Source organism: Consotaella aegiceratis (assembly GCF_036541425.1).
Taxonomy (GTDB): Bacteria; Pseudomonadota; Alphaproteobacteria; order Rhizobiales; family Rhizobiaceae; genus Consotaella; species Consotaella aegiceratis.
This window is the reverse complement of the sequence record NZ_JAZHFT010000021.1, coordinates 1-16940: the sequence shown is the minus strand read 5'-3', so window position 1 is coordinate 16940 and position 16940 is coordinate 1. Positions and strand designations below refer to the sequence as shown.

Annotated in this window: 16 protein-coding genes and 1 pseudogene; 5 read left to right on the top strand and 12 right to left on the bottom strand. The window is 63.8% G+C overall.

Annotated features, from left to right (window positions below; all coding sequences use genetic code 11):
- The first annotated feature begins 26 nt into the window (after positions 1-26).
- Positions 27-1019, top strand: a pseudogene (locus SMD10_RS14675) (sugar-binding transcriptional regulator).
- Positions 1020-1091: 72 nt separating this feature from the next.
- Here the strand turns inward: SMD10_RS14675 and SMD10_RS14670 are convergent.
- From SMD10_RS14670 to SMD10_RS14655, 4 genes are all read right to left on the bottom strand, one after another.
- Positions 1092-1367 (bottom strand): MBL fold metallo-hydrolase, encoded by a 276-nt coding sequence (locus SMD10_RS14670; protein ID WP_331686458.1) that lies wholly within the window; start codon positions 1365-1367, stop codon positions 1092-1094.
- Between the two features lie 268 nt (positions 1368-1635).
- Complete coding sequence (locus SMD10_RS14665) at positions 1636-2322, bottom strand: fumarylacetoacetate hydrolase family protein (protein WP_331686457.1); 687 nt, start codon at positions 2320-2322, stop codon at positions 1636-1638.
- 58 nt (positions 2323-2380) lie between these two features.
- On the bottom strand, positions 2381-3151 hold the full coding sequence (locus SMD10_RS14660; protein ID WP_331686456.1) for an SDR family oxidoreductase: 771 nt from the start codon (positions 3149-3151) through the stop codon (positions 2381-2383).
- Between the two features lie 13 nt (positions 3152-3164).
- Complete coding sequence (locus SMD10_RS14655; protein ID WP_331686455.1) at positions 3165-4316, bottom strand: glutamine amidotransferase-related protein; 1152 nt, start codon at positions 4314-4316, stop codon at positions 3165-3167.
- Positions 4317-4469: 153 nt separating this feature from the next.
- Between SMD10_RS14655 and SMD10_RS14650 the strand changes: the two genes are divergently transcribed.
- A complete protein-coding gene (locus SMD10_RS14650) occupies positions 4470-5690 on the top strand; it encodes a pyridoxal phosphate-dependent aminotransferase (RefSeq protein WP_331686454.1) in 1221 nt (406 codons plus the stop codon).
- A gap of 82 nt (positions 5691-5772) precedes the next feature.
- Here the strand turns inward: SMD10_RS14650 and SMD10_RS14645 are convergent, their stop codons facing one another.
- The 7 genes from SMD10_RS14645 to SMD10_RS14615 form a co-directional block, all read right to left on the bottom strand.
- Positions 5773-6696, bottom strand: a complete 924-nt coding sequence (locus SMD10_RS14645; protein ID WP_331686453.1) for a dihydrodipicolinate synthase family protein — start codon at positions 6694-6696, stop codon at positions 5773-5775.
- Between the two features lie 38 nt (positions 6697-6734).
- Positions 6735-7904, bottom strand: coding sequence for a M24 family metallopeptidase (locus SMD10_RS14640; protein WP_331686452.1), 1170 nt, complete (start codon positions 7902-7904; stop codon positions 6735-6737).
- 3 nt (positions 7905-7907) lie between these two features.
- Positions 7908-9005, bottom strand: coding sequence for a mandelate racemase/muconate lactonizing enzyme family protein (locus SMD10_RS14635; RefSeq protein WP_331686451.1), 1098 nt, complete (start codon positions 9003-9005; stop codon positions 7908-7910).
- Between the two features lie 11 nt (positions 9006-9016).
- The gene (locus SMD10_RS14630) at positions 9017-10171 is read right to left on the bottom strand and encodes a M20 family metallopeptidase (protein WP_331686450.1); all 1155 of its coding nucleotides are present in this window, start codon (positions 10169-10171) and stop codon (positions 9017-9019) included.
- 62 nt (positions 10172-10233) lie between these two features.
- Positions 10234-10992 carry an amino acid ABC transporter ATP-binding protein gene (locus SMD10_RS14625; protein ID WP_331686449.1) on the bottom strand — a complete coding sequence of 253 codons (759 nt, stop codon included), beginning with the start codon at positions 10990-10992 and terminating at the stop codon, positions 10234-10236.
- A gap of 42 nt (positions 10993-11034) precedes the next feature.
- Complete coding sequence (locus SMD10_RS14620; RefSeq protein ID WP_331686448.1) at positions 11035-11751, bottom strand: amino acid ABC transporter permease; 717 nt, start codon at positions 11749-11751, stop codon at positions 11035-11037.
- Positions 11752-11836: 85 nt separating this feature from the next.
- Positions 11837-12646 carry an ABC transporter substrate-binding protein gene (locus SMD10_RS14615; RefSeq protein WP_331686447.1) on the bottom strand — a complete coding sequence of 270 codons (810 nt, stop codon included), beginning with the start codon at positions 12644-12646 and terminating at the stop codon, positions 11837-11839.
- Between the two features lie 278 nt (positions 12647-12924).
- Between SMD10_RS14615 and SMD10_RS14610 the strand changes: the two genes are divergently transcribed.
- Positions 12925-13869, top strand: a complete 945-nt coding sequence (locus tag SMD10_RS14610) for a GntR family transcriptional regulator (RefSeq protein WP_331686446.1) — start codon at positions 12925-12927, stop codon at positions 13867-13869.
- Positions 13870-14359: 490 nt separating this feature from the next.
- Here SMD10_RS14610 and SMD10_RS14605 read toward each other — a convergent pair whose 3' ends face one another.
- Positions 14360-14746 carry a transposase gene (locus SMD10_RS14605; protein WP_331686445.1) on the bottom strand — a complete coding sequence of 129 codons (387 nt, stop codon included), beginning with the start codon at positions 14744-14746 and terminating at the stop codon, positions 14360-14362.
- A gap of 172 nt (positions 14747-14918) precedes the next feature.
- On the opposite strand from SMD10_RS14605, the gene SMD10_RS14600 reads away from it, so the two are divergent.
- Together SMD10_RS14600 and SMD10_RS14595 are read left to right on the top strand one after the other, a co-directional pair.
- Positions 14919-15203, top strand: a complete 285-nt coding sequence (locus SMD10_RS14600) for a hypothetical protein (RefSeq protein WP_331686444.1) — start codon at positions 14919-14921, stop codon at positions 15201-15203.
- Between the two features lie 123 nt (positions 15204-15326).
- Entirely contained in the window at positions 15327-16547 is a 1221-nt protein-coding gene (locus tag SMD10_RS14595; protein WP_331686443.1) for an MFS transporter, read from the top strand.
- Positions 16548-16940 lie beyond the last annotated feature (393 nt).

Below are 16940 nucleotides of genomic sequence, written 5' to 3'. Positions count from 1 at the left end.
ATCCGGTTCGGGAGAACACAGGAACGATGGCGCAGCGCTCGAGAGCCGGCAATGGTGGCGACAAGGCCGAACGTCGACTTGACCTTGCCGCACGCACTGCGTGGCTATCCTATGCCAAAAACCGCACCCAGGATCAGATCGCGGTGGAACTTCAGGTTTCCCGACAGGTCGTCCAGCGGCTCATGGCACTGGCCCACAGCGCCGGACTGATCGAGTTTCGCCTCAATCATCCGCTCACCGACTGCATCGAGCTGGCCGAACGGCTGAAGGAACGGTTCGGCATCCGCTATTGCGAAGTCGCGTTGAGCGAGAGCGAGTCGACGGAAGACCTTCTGTCCGTCGGCACGCTCGGCGCACGCCATCTCGAGACGGCCCTGCAGTCCGGGGAACCGATGATCATCGGGCTCGGCAATGGCAAGACGATGCGCGAGGTTTCGCGCCAGCTCAGCCGGATGGACCGGTCGGATTGCTGTTGCGTGTCGCTGATGGGCAATCTGACCCGCACCGGCAAAGCCAGCAGCCACGACGTCGTCACCTGGATCGCCGACAGGCTCGAAGCCGACAGCTATCCGCGACCGATGCCGGTCGTGACCGAGACGGTTGCCGAACGCGATATTCTGCAGGCCCAGCCGGGCTACGCCAAAATTCTGGAGCTTGTCGAAAACGCCGACCTTCTTCTCATGGGCATTGGCTATTGGGGGCCGAATGCCTCCCTCCTGCGCGATGGCTTCATCGATGAGGCTGAGTCCCGGCAGGCCATGGAAGCCGGCGCCGTGGGTGAATTCCTCGGCTTCGCCATCAACGCCCAGGGTGAGATCGTCGACGCCGATTATCACGATCGGCTGACGTCGTACTAGCCGACGCCGGAACAGGACCGGCCGGTGGTGATCGTCGCCTCCGGAGTCCTGCGGGTCGAGGCGGTCAAATCCGCCATGGCCGGACGTCTGGCAAACGGCCTGATCACCGACGAGAACACGGCTCGGCTCCTGCTCGCGGACAAGCGCAGCCCGATCTGGTGAGGCGTTACCGGATGCTGTGTCGCCTCTGCGGCGGGGTTCATGCGGCGCGGCTTCATGAACCGGCGAGGCGCGCTAGGCGCCGATCCCGAGCAGCGCGACATCAGGGGAACTCAGCCGCTCCCTGATATCGGCAAAGCGCGTCGAATATCCCGTGTCGCCGCCGAGATGGACGCTTACCCCTTGGATCTGGATGAAATAGCGTCCCCATAGCGTCTTGTCGCGGTCGAACAGACCTCGCGCCGAGGAATGCTGCGCCGGGGTAGAGCTGAGACGCGTGTCGCGACCGATCGTGACACCACCCCACCAGCCGAGCTCTTCGACGCCCTTTGCTCCGGTCGATTCCGCCAAGGATTTGGCCCCCAGCGGAACCGGAATCTTCGGACAGAAGCGATGAACTCCTATCGAAAGACCCGCCCGCCCCGAACCTCATCGGACAGCTCTTCGCCAAGCTCAAACCTTTGCCGCGAAAGGCCGCCGAAGGAACGACGAGTGCTCCAATTATTTCGTTAACCCGGGCGCAGACCCGAAGAGCCGAACGCGGCAGCCGCATGCACACCGCATCGCAAGTAACACCAACGGCGTGCTGCTTTTCGGATCGGCATCGGCCGGCGTCGCTTCAGACGAGACGCGCCGATACCGTTCCCACGCCTTCGACGAACCCGTGCATCGTCTCTCCGCGCTTCACCGCACCGACCCCTTCCGGCGTGCCGGTGAAGATGAGATCGCCCGGCGCCAGCCGCACCGATGCCGAGAGGTGGGCGATGGTCTCCGCGACGCTCCAGATCATGTGCGAGAGGTCGGAGGACTGGCGGACCTCGCCGTCGACCTTGAGCTCGATCCGGCCTGTCGCGGGATGGCCGATCGTGGCGGCCGGCACCAGGTCGCCAATGGGCGCCGACCAGTCGAACCCCTTCGACAGGTCCCAGGGCCGGCGCATCGACTTCGCCGTATCCTGCATGTCGCGGCGGGTCATGTCGATACCGACGCCATAGCCCCAGACGTGGGAGAGGGCGTCCTCGACTGTGATGTCCGCGCCGCCCGAGCCGATGGCAGCGACGAGTTCGATCTCGAAATGCAGGTTCTCGGTCTGCGGCGGGTAGGGCATGTCACGGCCGTCCGGCAGCAGCGCGTCGGCGGGCTTGGAAAAGAAGAAGGGCGGCTCGCGATCGGGGTCAGCGCCCATCTCGCGAGCGTGGGCGGCGTAGTTGCGCCCGACGCAGAAGATGCGCCGCACGGGAAAGAGACCGCCGCCGGAGACGGGAATGGCGACGAGGGGCGGCGGAGCAATGACGAATTCGTTCATCGGAGGGGCTTTCGAAAGACGAGAAAAGAGGAAAGCGGAGGAGAGGTCTGTTCGACCCTCAAATGCCGCGGATCATGCCGCCGTCCACCCTGACGCTCGATCCGGTGATGTAGGATGCGCGCTCGCTCGCCAGAAAGGCAACGGCATCTGCGAATTCTTCCACCTTACCATAGCGGCCGGCCGGAATTGTCGCGCGGGACGCCTCGGCAACCGCCTCGGGCGTCCGGCCGGTGCGCTTGGCGGCGGCTGCATCCAACTCGTCGACCCGGCTGGTGTGGATGCGTCCGGGAACGATGGTGTTGACCGTGATCCCGTCCTTGGCGACTTCGCCGGCGAGCGTTTTCGCCCATCCGACGATCGAGGCGCGAAGCGCATTCGACAGTCCGAGATTGGGGATCGGCTGCTGAACGCCGGAGGAGACGACGGCGAGGATGCGGCCGAAGCCGCGCGCCTTCATGCCGGGCAACAAGGCGGCGGCGATCGACAATGGCGCCGCGACCATCGTCGCGAAATGCCGCGACCACGTTTCGGCGCCGACCTCGGCGACAGGGCCGGGAGGAGGGCCGCCGCCATTGAGCACCAGGATGTCGACGCCCTGGTCCTTCAATTCGGCAATCAGCGCGTCGACGGAGGCCGGATCCGAAAGGTCGAGGATCACGCCTCGCGCGGTGGGGCCGAGAGCATTGACGGCGCCATCCAGAGAGGCCTTCGAGCGGCCGGTGAGGATCACTTCAGTCCCCTCGTTCGCCAATGCGGCCGCAATGCCGTGGCCGAGACCACGGCTGGCACCCAGGATGAGAGCTGTACGTCCTTTCAGACCAAGATCCATGGAGAATCGTTCCTTATCGCGTGTTCGAGAATTGACGTGCCGCCTTGAGGAAGGCGGGAAAGACCGGATGCGGCTTTCCGTCCGGCGCGCCGAGTTCGGGATGGCCTTGAAGGCCGAGAAAGAACGGGTGGTCCGGCCATTCCGCGGCATCGGCGATGCGGCCGCCATGACTGTCGGCGCAGACCACCAGGCCGGCGCGTTCAAGCCTCGGACGGAGGCCGGGCGACAGGCGGTAGCGGTGGTTGGAGCGGATCGTCATCGTCGCCGCAGGCATCAGGTCGGCGAGCCGCGTCCCGGTCCGAAGCCGGACCTCGACGTCTCCGGATCGGTGAACGGGCAGGGGCGGCATGTCCGCTTCATCCGCTTCGGCCATGGCGACAAAGCTTTTGTCGGGCGCATCGGGATCGGCTTCTGCGAGGGCGACGTCGATGAGCCCCGCGACCGCATTGGCAAAGGCGGTGGCCATCGTCTGCATGCCGAGGCAGAGGCCGAGAACCGGGACACGGCTGTGGATCGCGAATGTCGCGGCCACCAGTTGGCCGGGAACATTGGTCATGTCCGATCCGCCCGGAAGCACGATGCCGTCGGCCTCTTCGAGATCGGCCGGGCCGCCTTGGGCGAGGGCTATCGGATCGACGAAGCGGATGTCGACGGCAACGTCGGTGCATAAGGCGGCGTCGTTAAGCGAGACCAGCGCCGCCGGATAGACCCTGCAGTGGTCGTGCTCGCGGCCGACGAGCGCGATCCGCAGTCGCGGGCCCGGCAGAACCGCGTGGCTGTCGGCTGATGCCGTTTCGCCGTCGCAATCGATCTGGCGCCACGCGCCCCCCGCCCGATCTGCCGATTGGACGAAACTATCGACCTCCTGTCCAAAACGCGGGTGAACCGGAACGACGACCTCCGTCGTGCCCGCCGCCGTAACGATCTCCTCGATCGAAGCGGTCGCTTGGATGGCACCGGCAAGGATGCGCTCGGCGAAGAACAGCCCGCTCGGTCCGAGCCCGCCACCGGCAAAGACGTATTGGGCGGCATCGGCATCCCGTGCCAGATCGAAGGAGGCGCGGCTGTGCATGAAACGAGCGCCGAGACGCTCGGCGAGCCGGGCGGCCGCGACGCCGAACTGGGCAGGACTGTCGGTGGGGTCGACGACGAGGATGAGCGACATCGGAGATTCGGACGAAAGAAGCGGATCGGTACAAACCAAGAGTCAGAGATAGGCGACACCTGATCGGAATACCGCACTTTCATAGCGGTCCCATATTGATCGAAGTGTGTCAATCAATACAATACGGCTTCCATTCGAGCAAAGGCCGACTCCATGACTCAATCCCGTTTAGCCCCGCGCATGCGTTCCGTCGGCGTTTCGCCGACGGCCGAGATTTCCAACAAGGTGCGGGCAGCGCGGGCGGCGGGTATCCCGGTGACCAATCTGGGCGAGGGCGAACTCGACTTCGCAACGCCGGAGCCCATCGCCGAGGCGGGCATCCAAGCGATTCGCGCTGGCGAGACGAAATACACCGCCGTGTCCGGCACAGCGGACCTCAAGGCGGCCATCGCCGAAAAGTTCAGCCGCGAGAACGGGCTCTCCTACCAGGCGGACGAAATCATCGCCGGGACGGGCGCCAAGCAGCTTCTGTTCAACGCCTTTCTGGCAACGCTCGGGGAGGGAGACGAGGTCATCGTCCCGGCGCCCTACTGGGTCTCCTATCCCGACATGGTGAGGCTTGCCGGCGGCGTGCCGGTGATCGTCGCCACGCATCGCGCTGAGCGCTGGGTTCTGACGCCTGAAGCGCTCGAAGCGGCGATTACGCCCAAAACGCGGTGGGTGGTGCTGAACTCGCCCAACAATCCGACGGGCACGGTCTATTCGCCGGCCGAGATGAAGGCGCTGACGGATGTCCTGGAGCGCCACCCCCAGGTCATGGTGATGGCGGACGACATCTACGAGCATGTTCGTTACGGCGGCGCATTCGCCACGCCCGCCGCGGTCGCGCCCTCGCTTGGCGAGCGCACGCTGACCGTCAATGGACTGTCGAAGGGCTATTCGATGACCGGCTGGCGCATCGGCTATGCCGGCGGCCCGTCCTGGCTGATTTCGGCGATGGACGTGCTGCAGTCGCAAAGCACGTCCAACCCGTCGTCGATCAGTCAGGCGGCGGCGGTCGCCGCCCTGTCGGGAGGCCTGGGGTTCATGGAAGGCTGGCTCAAGACACTGAAGGCGCGCTGCGACATCGTCATGAGGATGATCGATGCCGTCGACGGGCTGGAGGCGGACGTGCCGGACGGCGCCTTCTACGTCTTTGCCGAATGCACGAGGCTTATCGGGCGCCGCACCCCCGGCGGGCATGTTTTGCAAAGCGATCTCGATGTCGCGAGCTTCCTTTTGGAAGAGGCACAGGTGGGGCTCGTGCACGGCTCGGCCTTCGGCATGCCGGGACATCTGCGGATCGCCTATGCGGTGGAGACCGAGACGCTAGAGGATGCCTGCCGGCGGATCGCGGCGGCCGTCGCCAAGCTGGAAGCTCGAAAGGCGGCCTGAGCCGCCTTCGCCGGACGACGACTGTCGAGGTTCGAAGCAAAAGGACCGGCGGAGCGATCCGCCGGCCTATTGGGGTTGTGGTTCAGGCGGCCAGGGCGAGCTTGGCGGCGGGCTCGCCCGCCAGCGTCTCCAGCACCTTGGCGATCTCGGCCTTCTCTTGGGCCGAGACGTTGCGCAGCGGCATGCGGAGATGGCCGCCATCGAAGCCGCGAAGGTTCATCGCCGCCTTGGTGGTCTGCGGCTGGCCGAAGGCGCGCGCCAGCGCCCGGAAGTCGTACCAGAGGCGATGGAGATCGCGGGCGGTCGCCGCATCGCCGCGCTCCAGCGCCCGATAGGAATCGAGGATCAACTCGGGCAGGGCGCAGCTGTTGGTCGAGGAGATGCCGTCGAAACCCGCCATCATCGGCCCGAGAAAGGCGAGGTCGGAGGCGCAGAAGAGCTTGAGCTTGCCCGACAGGCGGTTGGCGATCCGGTCGATGGCGGTGACGTTGAGATCGCCCTGTTTGACCGCGACGGCGCCCGGAATGTCGGACAGGCGCTCCAACAGCGCCGGCGACAGGGTGATGCCGATCCCCGGCGCGTTATAGACAAGAAATCCGGTCTTCGACTTGGGGGCGATTTCCTCGAAGAAGGCAACGATCTGGTCGTCGGTGACCTCCGAGACATAGGGCGCGGTGACCATGGGGATGCCGCCGATTTCACCGGCGAGCGTCGTCAACTCGCTGACGAGACGCGCATCCGACCCGGCGGTGCACAGCATGACCGGGACGCGGTCGCCGACGACCTCCATGACATGGCGGAAGAGATCGGCGCGTTCGTCGCCGGTCATCGCCGGGAATTCGCCATAGGTGCCGCCGATCAGAAGCCCGTCATAGCCGAGGCCGATCATGCGCTCGATGGTGCGTGCGATGCCGGCCTTGTCGATGGCGCCATCGGCGGCAAACGGCGTCACGGTGATGTTGAAGATGCCCTTCAAGCGGGCGCGGCTTTCCTCGATGTCTTTCATCGCTGGTCTTTCATGTCATGTTGAATGGCGGGCAGGGGTCAATCGACGACCTTCAATGCCCTGTCGATGGTGCCGAGAGCCCGGCAGCCGGTTTCGGTGACGACGATCGTCTCGCTGACGCCAACGGTGAACCGGCCATAGACGCGCAAGGCCGGTGGCAGATGGAAGGACATGCCCGGCTGAAGCTCGGTGGTGATGCCCTTGTTGAGGCCGAGGATCGCTCCCTCGCCCCAATCGGGAGCGAACGAGATGCCAACCGAATAGCCGAGCCGTTTTCGGAAGGCGTCGGTGTAGCCGGCTCTGTCGATCACCGCCTGGGCGGCGAGATGGGGGGCCTCGCAGGTCACGCCCGGCTTGATCGTGTCGAGCGCCACGAACAGGGCCTCCTGGCAGACCTTCATCATCTCGGTGGCCTCGGCCGGCGGCGTGCCGAGCCAGGCCGAGCGCATCAGCGCGGCATGATAGCGATCGTGGCAGGCCGCCATTTCGAGGAAGGCGGGATCGCCGGCTGCAAGGCGCCGCCGCTTCCAGGTGCCATGGGGCACGCCCGACCGTGGACCGGAGGAGACCAGCGGCTCCATGCCCATATATTCCGAGCCGGCAGCGATTGCTGTGCCCATCATGGCGGCGACGAGATCATTCTCGCTCGCGCCCACCATCACGGCCTGAAGGCCGGCGGCCATGCCGGCATCGACATAGGACGCGGCGCGCTCCAGCTTTTCGATTTCGGCCGGCGACTTGATCGCGCGCAGCTTCTCCACGACGCCCGCCGCGTCTCCGATCGCTCCGAGTGCCGACTGCAGCGCCTCGTAGACGGCAATAGGCAGAAACCAGCCCCGCTTGTCGATGGCGATGCGTTTGCCGTTCCAGCCCTTGTCGGCGATGACCTTCGTCAAGAAGGCGATCGGGTCTTCATGGTCCTGATAGACCGCGGCACCGGAAATGAAGGTGTTGGCGATGAAGTTGAAGACTTCGAGCTGGCGCACCACGAAAACCGTATCGCCGTCGACCGGCAGCACCAGGGCCTGAAAGGTGTAATAGCCGGGCGTCTGCTGGCCGGTGAGATAGAAGATGTTCTCGGGGCCGGTGACGATCATGACGTCGAGGCCGGCGGCGGCCAGCCCCTCGCGCGCCTTGGCGACGCGCGCGTCATATTCCGCTTTCGAAAAGGCCGATTCCGAGCCTTGGACGACGTTTGCCATTTCCATCACTCAATTCTCCCAAAGGGTGCGGGTGCGCCCGGCCTGAAAGGCGAGGCCGAGGCCCGGCTCGGCTGGTGCGGCGACCGTGCCGTGTTGGTAGGAAAGACCTTCGGCGGGGTCGGCCAGGATGCCGTCGGCGCCATAGAGCTCGGCGAATTGGGGCTTGAGCGCCGTGCTGGCGTGGAGCACGGCGGCGGTCGCCAACCCGCCTTCGTTCATCTGCCCGATCATGATGGGGACACCCTCTGCCTTCAGGGCGCGAGCGGCGCGCACTGTCGGAGCAATGCCGCCGAGCTTGACGAGCTTCAAATGCGCCATCAGCCGGTGGCCTCCCGTTGCCAGAGCCATCGCTGCGGCTTCGCTGTCGATGCCCTCGTCGAGCATGATCGGCACCGGGCTCGCTTCGGCCAGCCGTGCGAGTTCCGCGAGCCGGGTGGGCGCGACCGGCTGTTCGACATAGGAAAGATCGAACGGCGCCAGCATCTCCAGATGATGGAGCGCCGCCTCGAAGCCCCAGGCGCCGTTGGCATCGGCGGCTATCTTGACGTTCGCCGCAAAGCGCTGTCGCAAGAGGGTGATGCGGCGAAGATCGTCGGCTATATCGCCGGCGCCGATGCGCACTTTCAGATCGACGAAGCCGCGCGCCACATAGGCCCCGGCCTGGGCGAGAAAGGTCTCATCGTCGCTGATGAAGAGGGTCTGGTTGGTCGGGTATGCCACGGCCTCGCTGGAATCGAGCCCGAGGAGGCCGGCAAGCGGGAGGCCTCTTTGCTTGGCTGCCCGATCGTGGAGCGCCATGTCGATCAGCATCCGCACCGGGGCTTTGGCTCCCGCCAGAGCCGGCGGTGGGTCGGCCAGAAGTGCCAGCGGATCGGGCGAAAGATCCAGCGTTTGGAGCACCGATTGCGCTTCGGCAAGGACGGCATCGGGCGACAGGCCGTTCAGATAGGCGATGTTGATGCGGACCTCGCCGACGGCCTCGATCCCATCCCTGTCCCGCAGACGCAGATAAAGAGTGTCGAGGCCCGCGACGGGTCCGGACGAAGCCGTATGAAGCGTCAGCCCGCCGCCGTAGGACAGCATGGTCCGGTGGAGCGAGAGATGCATGGCGGCCGGCCTCACGCCCGCAGCATGGCGGCGGCAACGTCGCGATAGATGAGGCTGGAGGTTACCAACTCGTCGCGCGGCACGAACTCGTCGGCCTTGTGCGCGACCGCCAGCGAACCGGGACCGATTACCACACCTTCCGCACCCGTCGAGCGAAAGTGCACGAGATCGCAGCCGCCTTGGAAGCCGAACGGGCCCGGTTGACCAACCCCAAGGCTGCGGGCCACCGCGAGACTCGTCTGGACGATCGGGCGGTCGGCATCCGTTTCGGTGGCGCTGCCGGTTGTCGGCTTGTAGCCGATAATTTCGGCGCGCAGACCGAAGCGACGATGCGCGCGATCGAGCAGATCGGTGATCTCGGCCTTGACCGTCTCCTCGCTTTCGCCGGGCACCATGCGGCGGTCGAAAAGGATGTCGCAGGCGCCCGGCAGAACGTTGTCGGCATGGCCCCCGGAAATACGCGTCACGGTGAGGCTCGCCTCGCCTACCAGCGGGTGGACATGGGTTTTGACCCGGAGTTCGTGCTCTTCAAAGATCATCGACAGAAGCTCGCCGGCTCGCAGGATGGCGTTTTCGCCCAGATGCGGCGTGCCGGAATGGGCCGGAATGCCGTGAACACGCACCAAAGGGCGAAGGCTGCCCTTGTGGGCGCTGTAGATGGTGTTGGAGGTCGGCTCGCCGACCACGGCGAAATCGATCTTGGGGCGCTTTGCCGCAAAATGCTTGGCGCCCTCGCTGGCGATCTCCTCGTCGGCGACGAAAATGGCCAGAAGCGTGCCCGACCAACTGCTGCGGTCGGCCGCCAGCATGCGCACCGCCTCCAGCATGGCGGCAAGCGGGCCTTTGCAGTCGCAGGCGCCTCGGCCGAAGAGCCTGCCGTCGCGCTCGGTCAGCACGAACGGGTCGCTCGACCAGCCCTCGCCAGCCGGAACGGTGTCCATGTGGGTGTTGAAGGCAAAGACGGGGCCGGGACCATTCTCCAGGCGCGCCTCGACGTTGACGCGGCCTGGCTTGTAGGCATCGAAGGCGACGGAAAGGCCCATGTCTTCGAGCCGTTTTGCCACGAAGTTCGCGGCCTCGGCCTCGTTTCCGGGCGGGTTTTCGCTGCGGATGGCAACGAGGTCGGCAAGGTCGCGCACCAGGCGCTGGGCATCGGGTGAGGTCATGAAAGCGACTCGTTCAGGTGAGCCGGCAAGGGATGGCGCCTACCACCCCATGTCGAAAAGGATCAGTGCAGGATCTGGTCGAGGAAGCGGCGGGCGCGTTCGTTGACGGTGCCGCCGAAGAAATCCGCGCCCTTGGCGGTCTCGACGATCTCGCCGGATTTCATGAAGACGATGCGGTCGGCGGCACGGCGGGCAAAGCCCATCTCGTGGGTAACGACGACGCTGGTCATGCCTTCCGCCGACAGTTCGGTCATGACGTCCAGCACCTCGCGGATCATCTCCGGATCGAGGGCCGACGTCGGTTCGTCGTAAAGCATCAGGGTCGGCTTCATCGCCAGCGCCCGGGCGATCGCCACGCGCTGCTGCTGCCCTCCGGACAGCTCGTCGGGATAGGCATCGGCCTTGTCCGGAATGTGCACCTTGTGCAGGAGGTCGACGGCGACGTCGTGAGCGTCCTTGCGCGACATGCCCAGAACCTTGACGGGAGCGAGCATGATGTTCTCTGCCGCCGTCAGGTGCTGGAACAGCTCGAAATTCTGAAAGACCATGCCGATCTCGCGGCGGATGCGATGGGCGTTCTTGAGATCGCGGGTGATGTCGCGCCCCTGAAAGAACACGTTGCCGTCGTCGGCGGGCTCCAGAAGATTGATGCAGCGAAGCAGCGTCGACTTTCCCGATCCGGAGGGACCGATCAGCACCACCGTCTCCTTGGAGTGGACGTCGAGCGAACAGCACTTGAGAATTCGGTTGTGGCCGAAGCTCTTGTCGATGCCGATGATTTCCAGGAGCGGCTGATCTTTGGCTTGAGGCGCGTGGGGCATGTCGAGATCGTGTGCAGGAGCGGGGGTATCCATGAGCGTGCCTCAGCGTGCGTCTGTGGCCGGAGCGAAACGCTCCACGGCGGGAGCGGGGCGGCGCGAGCGCCGGTTCTTCGGGTCGAGGGAGCGTTCCAGCCAGTTTTGCACGCCCATGAAGATCGTGGTCAGGATCAGGTAGTAGATGCCGGCCGCCGTCAGCGCCTCGAAATAGCGAAAATTGGCGCTGGCCGTCTGGTTGGCGACCAGCAGGAGCTCTTCGACGGCGACGACGGAAACGAGGGCGCTCGTCTTCAGCATGCCGATCATCTGGTTGCCGACCGGCGGCAGAATGATGCGCAACGCCTGGGGAAGAACGATGTGGCGCATCACGCCGGCCCGGGTCAGGCCGAGAGCGAGGCCCGCCGTGCGCTGGCCCTTCTTCACCGCCCCCAGGCCCGAGCGCAGAATTTCGGCCATATAGGCGCCTTCGTTGAGCGAGAGCGCGATCACTGCAGAGGTGAAGGCCGACAGCCGGATGCCGAAGCTCGGCAGCACGTTGTAGATAAAGATGATCTGGAAGAGCACCGGCGTGCCGCGGAACAGCCAGAGATAGATGAGGGCCAGGACACTCAGAATCTTGAGCTTGGCCTCCTGAAGCAGCGCGATGACGAGACCGGCCAGAATGCCGAAAAACAGCGATGTCACGGTGATGAGAAGCGTCATCATCGCGGCACGGAAAAAGACCGGCGACAGCAGGTAGTCGATAACGAGCTGGAGCGACATCGCTGGGTCTTCCTCGTCGTTGGGACGGCAGTGCCGCCAGGGTCGGCGCGAACGGAGATGTTCGCACCGACAGGAGCGTATGTCGTCAGTTGAAGATCGACACCGAGGCGGGCAGCTTCCACTTCTCCAGCAGTTCGCCATAGGTGCCGTCGGCGACGACCTCCTTGATCGCCGCCGTCAGCGAATCCTGGAGCGCGGTATCGCCTTTGCGCGTGGCGATGCCGATCTGCGTGTTCGCTTCGAATTCGTCGCCGACACTTTCGAACGTATCCGGGAGCTCGGACAGGAGCTTAGCCACGCCGGGCGTGGAATCGAAGATCGCGTCGGCACGACCCTGGCGCAGCGTCAGGGTCGAATCCTGCGCGGTGGGCAGGGTCATCACCTCGACGCCGTCCTTGCCGGCCTCCTTGCAGCGCGCGTCGTCGGCGCGGGCTTGGCTTTCCTGAATCCCGCCCAGCGTCACGGCGACCGTCTTGCCACACAGGCTTTCGTCGCGTCCTGTGATGCCTTCCGGATTGCCGGCACGCACGACGACGCGGTTGCCGATCTTCATGTAGGGGACGAAGTCCACCTGCTCGGCACGCTTCTCGTTGATGTACATGGCCGAGTTGATGATATCGAGGCGCCCGCCCTGGAGAGCCGGAATGAGGCCTTTGAATTCCATGTTCATGGGGGCGAGCTCGGCATCGAGCTTCTTGGCGATGGCATCGATGAAATCGATGTCGAAGCCGGTCAACTCGCCGTCCTTCTGAAACTCGAAGGGCGCGAAGGTCGCTGCGACCCCGTAGGTCAAAGTGCCGTCCGTGACGAGGCCGGTGTCCGGCAGTTCGGCGGCTGAAGCTGCTTGTCCCAGCATGAGAGGCACGAAGAACGCGAGGGCCAGTCTTTTCAACATGCCAATCTCCTTCGAAGGCAAATTGCTCTTAATGACAAAATCAATACAATACAGCCAATGCCGCTGTGTCAATCGATGGCAGCGCTTTAGAGTGCCGAAATAATAGGCATTTCCCTGCAAATGGCTTGGTCATATGGACCAAAATGCCCCGATTGACCGGCCGAAAAGAGTATGCGAGGCAGGTTCGGCGTCAGTGCACGCTTCGATCCGCCTTCGATGTCGCGGTTTGATTTTGTATCGAATGGGTCATCCATACGAAGTGGATGAGCGGAGGAGTGATGATCGAGACACCGATCCAGCGACGACATCGCCTTGCCAACCAGATTCTCGACGTCGTCCGCAACGCGCAGTTCGAGCCGGGCCATCATTTGCGGGAGCAGGCGCTCAGCGACCTTCTGGAGGTCTCGCGCACGCCCGTGCGCGCCGCACTGAAGCTTCTCGCCGAGCGCGGCATCCTCGAAGCAAGGCGGAATCAGGGTTTTTTCCTCAAAGCGCATCCGAAGGACATCAGCCGGCTCGATGTCGAGATTCCCCCCACCAGCGATCAGGATCTCTATTCCCAGATCGTGCGCGATCGCTTGGCCGAACGGTTGCCGGCTTCCTTTATCCAGAGCGATGTGGCGCGGCGTTACGACGTCGACCGCGCCACGTTCCAGCGCACGCTGGCGCGCCTCGTCGATGACGGGCTGCTTCAGAAGAACGCCGGTCGCGGCTGGAGCTTCATGCCGACGCTTGATACCGGCCTGGGATTGCGCTCGAGCTACGAGTTTCGCCGCATTGTCGAGCCGTCCGCATTGACGCTGGCCAGCTTTCGTGTCGACGAAGCGGCCGCGGAGCGCGCGCGCCTGCAGCATCTCTATCTGATCTCCCATCCGGATCTCAGCGAAGTGGATCGCCGGCAGCTCTTCGACACCGACGCGCAATTCCACGAGATGCTGGCCGAGTTCTCAGGCAATCCCTTCTGCCTCCAGGCGATCCAGCAGCAGAACCGGATGCGGCGGCTGCTCGAATTCGGAAGCTACACCAATCGCCGGCGCGTCAAGGATTGGTGTCGCGAGCATTTGACGATCCTCGAGGCGGTGACGAAGGGCGAGACCGCGAAGGCTGCCGATCTCATGACGCGTCATCTCGACAATGCGCTCGCCGTTGCCCCGTCTCTCGCGGCGGTCAAAGCCAAAGACCCGGGCGACGAACATGCCGACCACAGAGGCGATCGGCCTTGAAATGCGGCCGGCCGCATCCACAAAGCGATGATCTGCGTCTCAATGACGTCGGCAATGGTATGTCCAGAATCTTGTCGAAAGGCTGAGGCGGCATAGTCGGGCTGAACCTGACCCTCAACACTATACTCGTGTTGGAATTGGCATGGTCCGAGTCATTCTTTGGCAGGGGACGTAATCGCGCTGGGCGATTCCGGTGCCCGCAAGACGCACGGGCCTTGGCTCTCCGCCCAATTGCCTGCCAGAATGGGCCTATCGCGCCTTTGCGAAGGGTAGAGGGACGGTATCTCCGGAAAAATATACAATAATGACAATGGTTTATGGCGAGCCGTGCCGGGTGAAGATGAAAACCATGTCTACGCCATAGCCCTCTCATGATGGTCATGTCTGGATGGGCGCACGGCTATTCTGGCACCGGAACAAAAATCCGATGCAAGACGGGGAGTAAACGGCCTGGCGGGTGTGCTGCGCGTCTGATTCTGACGGCGATTGATCAAACTCTCATCCGCGGATTGGCTGCCGCACGACCCTTTTCCCTCGTGGACTTTCCTGTGGCTTCAAATCGGGCATCGTAAGATACTGCCCCAGGCCTATATAGAGGATTGTTCGCGTCAATCAGGGCGTCATCCAGTGCGTCGGTCAGCTTTCCGTCCGACAGATCATGCCAGACCGCCAACAACAGCGCTTTGAACAGAGCCAAGCGCGGCGAAGCCCGCTCGCCCTTGGCCGAGGCGCAAATCGGAGCGAGATGACGGTCGATCTCGGTCCAATCGACCAGTTCGGCGATCTGGTCCAGAGAGCCGCCGCGCCAGCCCCGACCTATTCGAGCTGCAATTCTTCCTGCCCAATCCGCCGCCGCGCCTATGGTCCAATCTCCCACCCAGGAACAGCGTGGAATCATGGGCAGAACCGGCGCTCAAGCCCTTTCGCGCCCTGGTCTCCTAGAAAAAGAGCAGCGTCACCGTCGATGCGCCCCTCAGGTCCGCCGGTGAATCTTCTCACCGTGAATTTAGCGGTACCACCCTATAGACGCCGTTGACCGACGGAGACCTGTGCAGGGAGGCCTGATTTTGCAAGGATTTCTTAAAGATGGCGGGTCCGCCGGAAAAGGCGGCATCATCTGCGGGATTGTCGCCCTGGAACCGCCGTTCGGCCGTTTGCGGTCAGATTCCACCCCTGCTCATGCCGCCCTGGCTCGCAGGATGACGCTCGAGCGCCGCAGTCTCGCACATGCCGAGAAAGACCCCGAGCCCGCGCAAGGAGACGAAGAGCAGCGGGTTTCCCGCAGGAGAAAACTTGTCGATAATGAGTTCAGAATATATCGAACTTTTTCCTGAAAGTCCGATATTGGGATTTTGGATTGTGGCTAGACGATCGGCCACGAGGGGACGCCAGGGCCGGCGGGGTGTGGAGGAGGCACCCTAAGTGGCCGAACCCATCCCCGGAGAAAGGCTCAGGGGATGATGGATCTCGATCGGACGGTGCCCCACCTGTGGACCGCCCGCTATGTGTCGATCTTAGGCAGCACCTTCATGGTCTATGTCGGATTCCAGATGCTGGTGCCGACATTGACGACCTATGTCCGGCAGATCGGCGGCTCGAATCTGAGCGCCAGTCTGGCCTATAGTGCCGCCGCCGTCGCGGCGCTCGCCGCGCGTGCCGTGGTAGGAACGACGATGGATCGCATCGGCCGCAAACCGATTCTGTGGAGCGGCGCCGCCGTCCTGATGATCGCCAATCTCTTGCTCTATCTGGTCGACCACGTCGGGACCATCTGCGTCATCCGGTTCTGTCAGGGCCTCGGCTGGGGCATGGTGTCCACTGCCTTCGCGACCGTCGTCTCCGACTTGGTCCCAAGCCGGCGCCTTGGCGAGGGCATCGGCTATTTCGCGCTGTCGATCGCTCTTGCGACGTCCCTATCGGTCATCGTCGGCATCTGGTTGATGGACCTGGCAGGGTTCGTGGTCATGCTCGGCTTTTCGACGGTCTTCTTTGCCGTGGCATTGGCCCTGGTCGGGCACATGCAGGCCGTTCCGTTTCATCGCCACGAACGCTCCGCCGGCAAGCTGCACTTCTGGTCGGACCTGTTCGAAGCGAGAGCCATGCTGCCCGCCTTCTTATGCTTTCTGCATTCGATCGCGTTCAGCGGCATCATGACCTTCATCATGGTGTTCGGGGCCGAAAGCGGAATCCGCAACGTCTTCGTCTACTTCATCGGCCACGTCCTGATGGTGATGGCGAGTCGCCCCGTCGTCGGGCGGCTTTACGACCGTCTGGGGCCGCCGGTGGTCATCATTCCAGGCGTCCTGTCGATGATCGCCGGCCTCATCCTGCTGTCCTATTCGCATGGCATCGGGCTGCTGATAGCCGCCTCGTTGTTCTATGGCCTCGGATACGGCATGGTTCAGCCCTCGCTGCAAGCATGGGCCATCGCCCGTTCGCCGCTTCACCGCAAGGGCGCAGCGAACGGAACATTCCTGTCGGCCATCGATCTGGGCTATGCGATCGGCGCCATCGTGACGGGTGCGGTCGCATCGGCGACCGACTTCGCGATGATGTACCGTCTATCGTCTCTGCTGCTCGTCTTGTTCCTGCTGATCTATGGACCCATGGTGATGCGGCAACGGCGCGCTGAAGAACGACCTGGACGGCTGTTTCTTGCCGGTCGACACCGATCGTGACAGAGGCGCTCCGGAAAACCTCACCTCGGAGTTCATCATCAGTTGTAAGCTTGTCGTTTGGCGCAGTATGCGCGGACCACGACTTCGCGTGTCTGCCTTTCGCTGGTCACCCGTGAAGAATTGGGAAGCCCTTGAAAAGGCTTCCGGATCATGGTTGGCGAAGAATTCCCTTTTGCAGGATTGGGCGGTTTTGGGGCTGATAAACTTGCAAATTGCGCTGGCTTGGTTGGCGTGATTCACTGGTTCCCGGATCGATGATCGGGGGACTTTTCGATGCGTCCGAAGGAGCGGCGGGACAGCGGGCAGAGCGATCTGTTCCGGGCTCGGCTTGATCAGATCGTCGACCCGCACCACGCGCTGGTCCGGCTCGGGCGGGCGATCGACTGGCGCTTT

Excerpts from the sequence above, each read along its gene's own strand:
- SMD10_RS14665 (WP_331686457.1), bottom strand. The coding sequence starts at position 2,322 with ATGAACGAATTCGTCATTGCTCCGCCGCCCCTCGTCGCCATTCCCGTC.
- SMD10_RS14660 (WP_331686456.1), bottom strand. The coding sequence starts at position 3,151 with ATGGATCTTGGTCTGAAAGGACGTACAGCTCTCATCCTGGGTGCCAGC.
- SMD10_RS14655 (WP_331686455.1), bottom strand. The coding sequence starts at position 4,316 with ATGTCGCTCATCCTCGTCGTCGACCCCACCGACAGTCCTGCCCAGTTC.
- SMD10_RS14650 (WP_331686454.1), top strand. The coding sequence starts at position 4,470 with ATGACTCAATCCCGTTTAGCCCCGCGCATGCGTTCCGTCGGCGTTTCG.
- SMD10_RS14645 (WP_331686453.1), bottom strand. The coding sequence starts at position 6,696 with ATGAAAGACATCGAGGAAAGCCGCGCCCGCTTGAAGGGCATCTTCAAC.
- SMD10_RS14640 (WP_331686452.1), bottom strand. The coding sequence starts at position 7,904 with ATGGAAATGGCAAACGTCGTCCAAGGCTCGGAATCGGCCTTTTCGAAA.
- SMD10_RS14635 (WP_331686451.1), bottom strand. The coding sequence starts at position 9,005 with ATGCATCTCTCGCTCCACCGGACCATGCTGTCCTACGGCGGCGGGCTG.
- SMD10_RS14630 (WP_331686450.1), bottom strand. The coding sequence starts at position 10,171 with ATGACCTCACCCGATGCCCAGCGCCTGGTGCGCGACCTTGCCGACCTC.
- SMD10_RS14625 (WP_331686449.1), bottom strand. The coding sequence starts at position 10,992 with ATGCCCCACGCGCCTCAAGCCAAAGATCAGCCGCTCCTGGAAATCATC.
- SMD10_RS14620 (WP_331686448.1), bottom strand. The coding sequence starts at position 11,751 with ATGTCGCTCCAGCTCGTTATCGACTACCTGCTGTCGCCGGTCTTTTTC.
- SMD10_RS14615 (WP_331686447.1), bottom strand. The coding sequence starts at position 12,646 with ATGTTGAAAAGACTGGCCCTCGCGTTCTTCGTGCCTCTCATGCTGGGA.
- SMD10_RS14610 (WP_331686446.1), top strand. The coding sequence starts at position 12,925 with ATGATCGAGACACCGATCCAGCGACGACATCGCCTTGCCAACCAGATT.
- SMD10_RS14595 (WP_331686443.1), top strand. The coding sequence starts at position 15,327 with ATGATGGATCTCGATCGGACGGTGCCCCACCTGTGGACCGCCCGCTAT.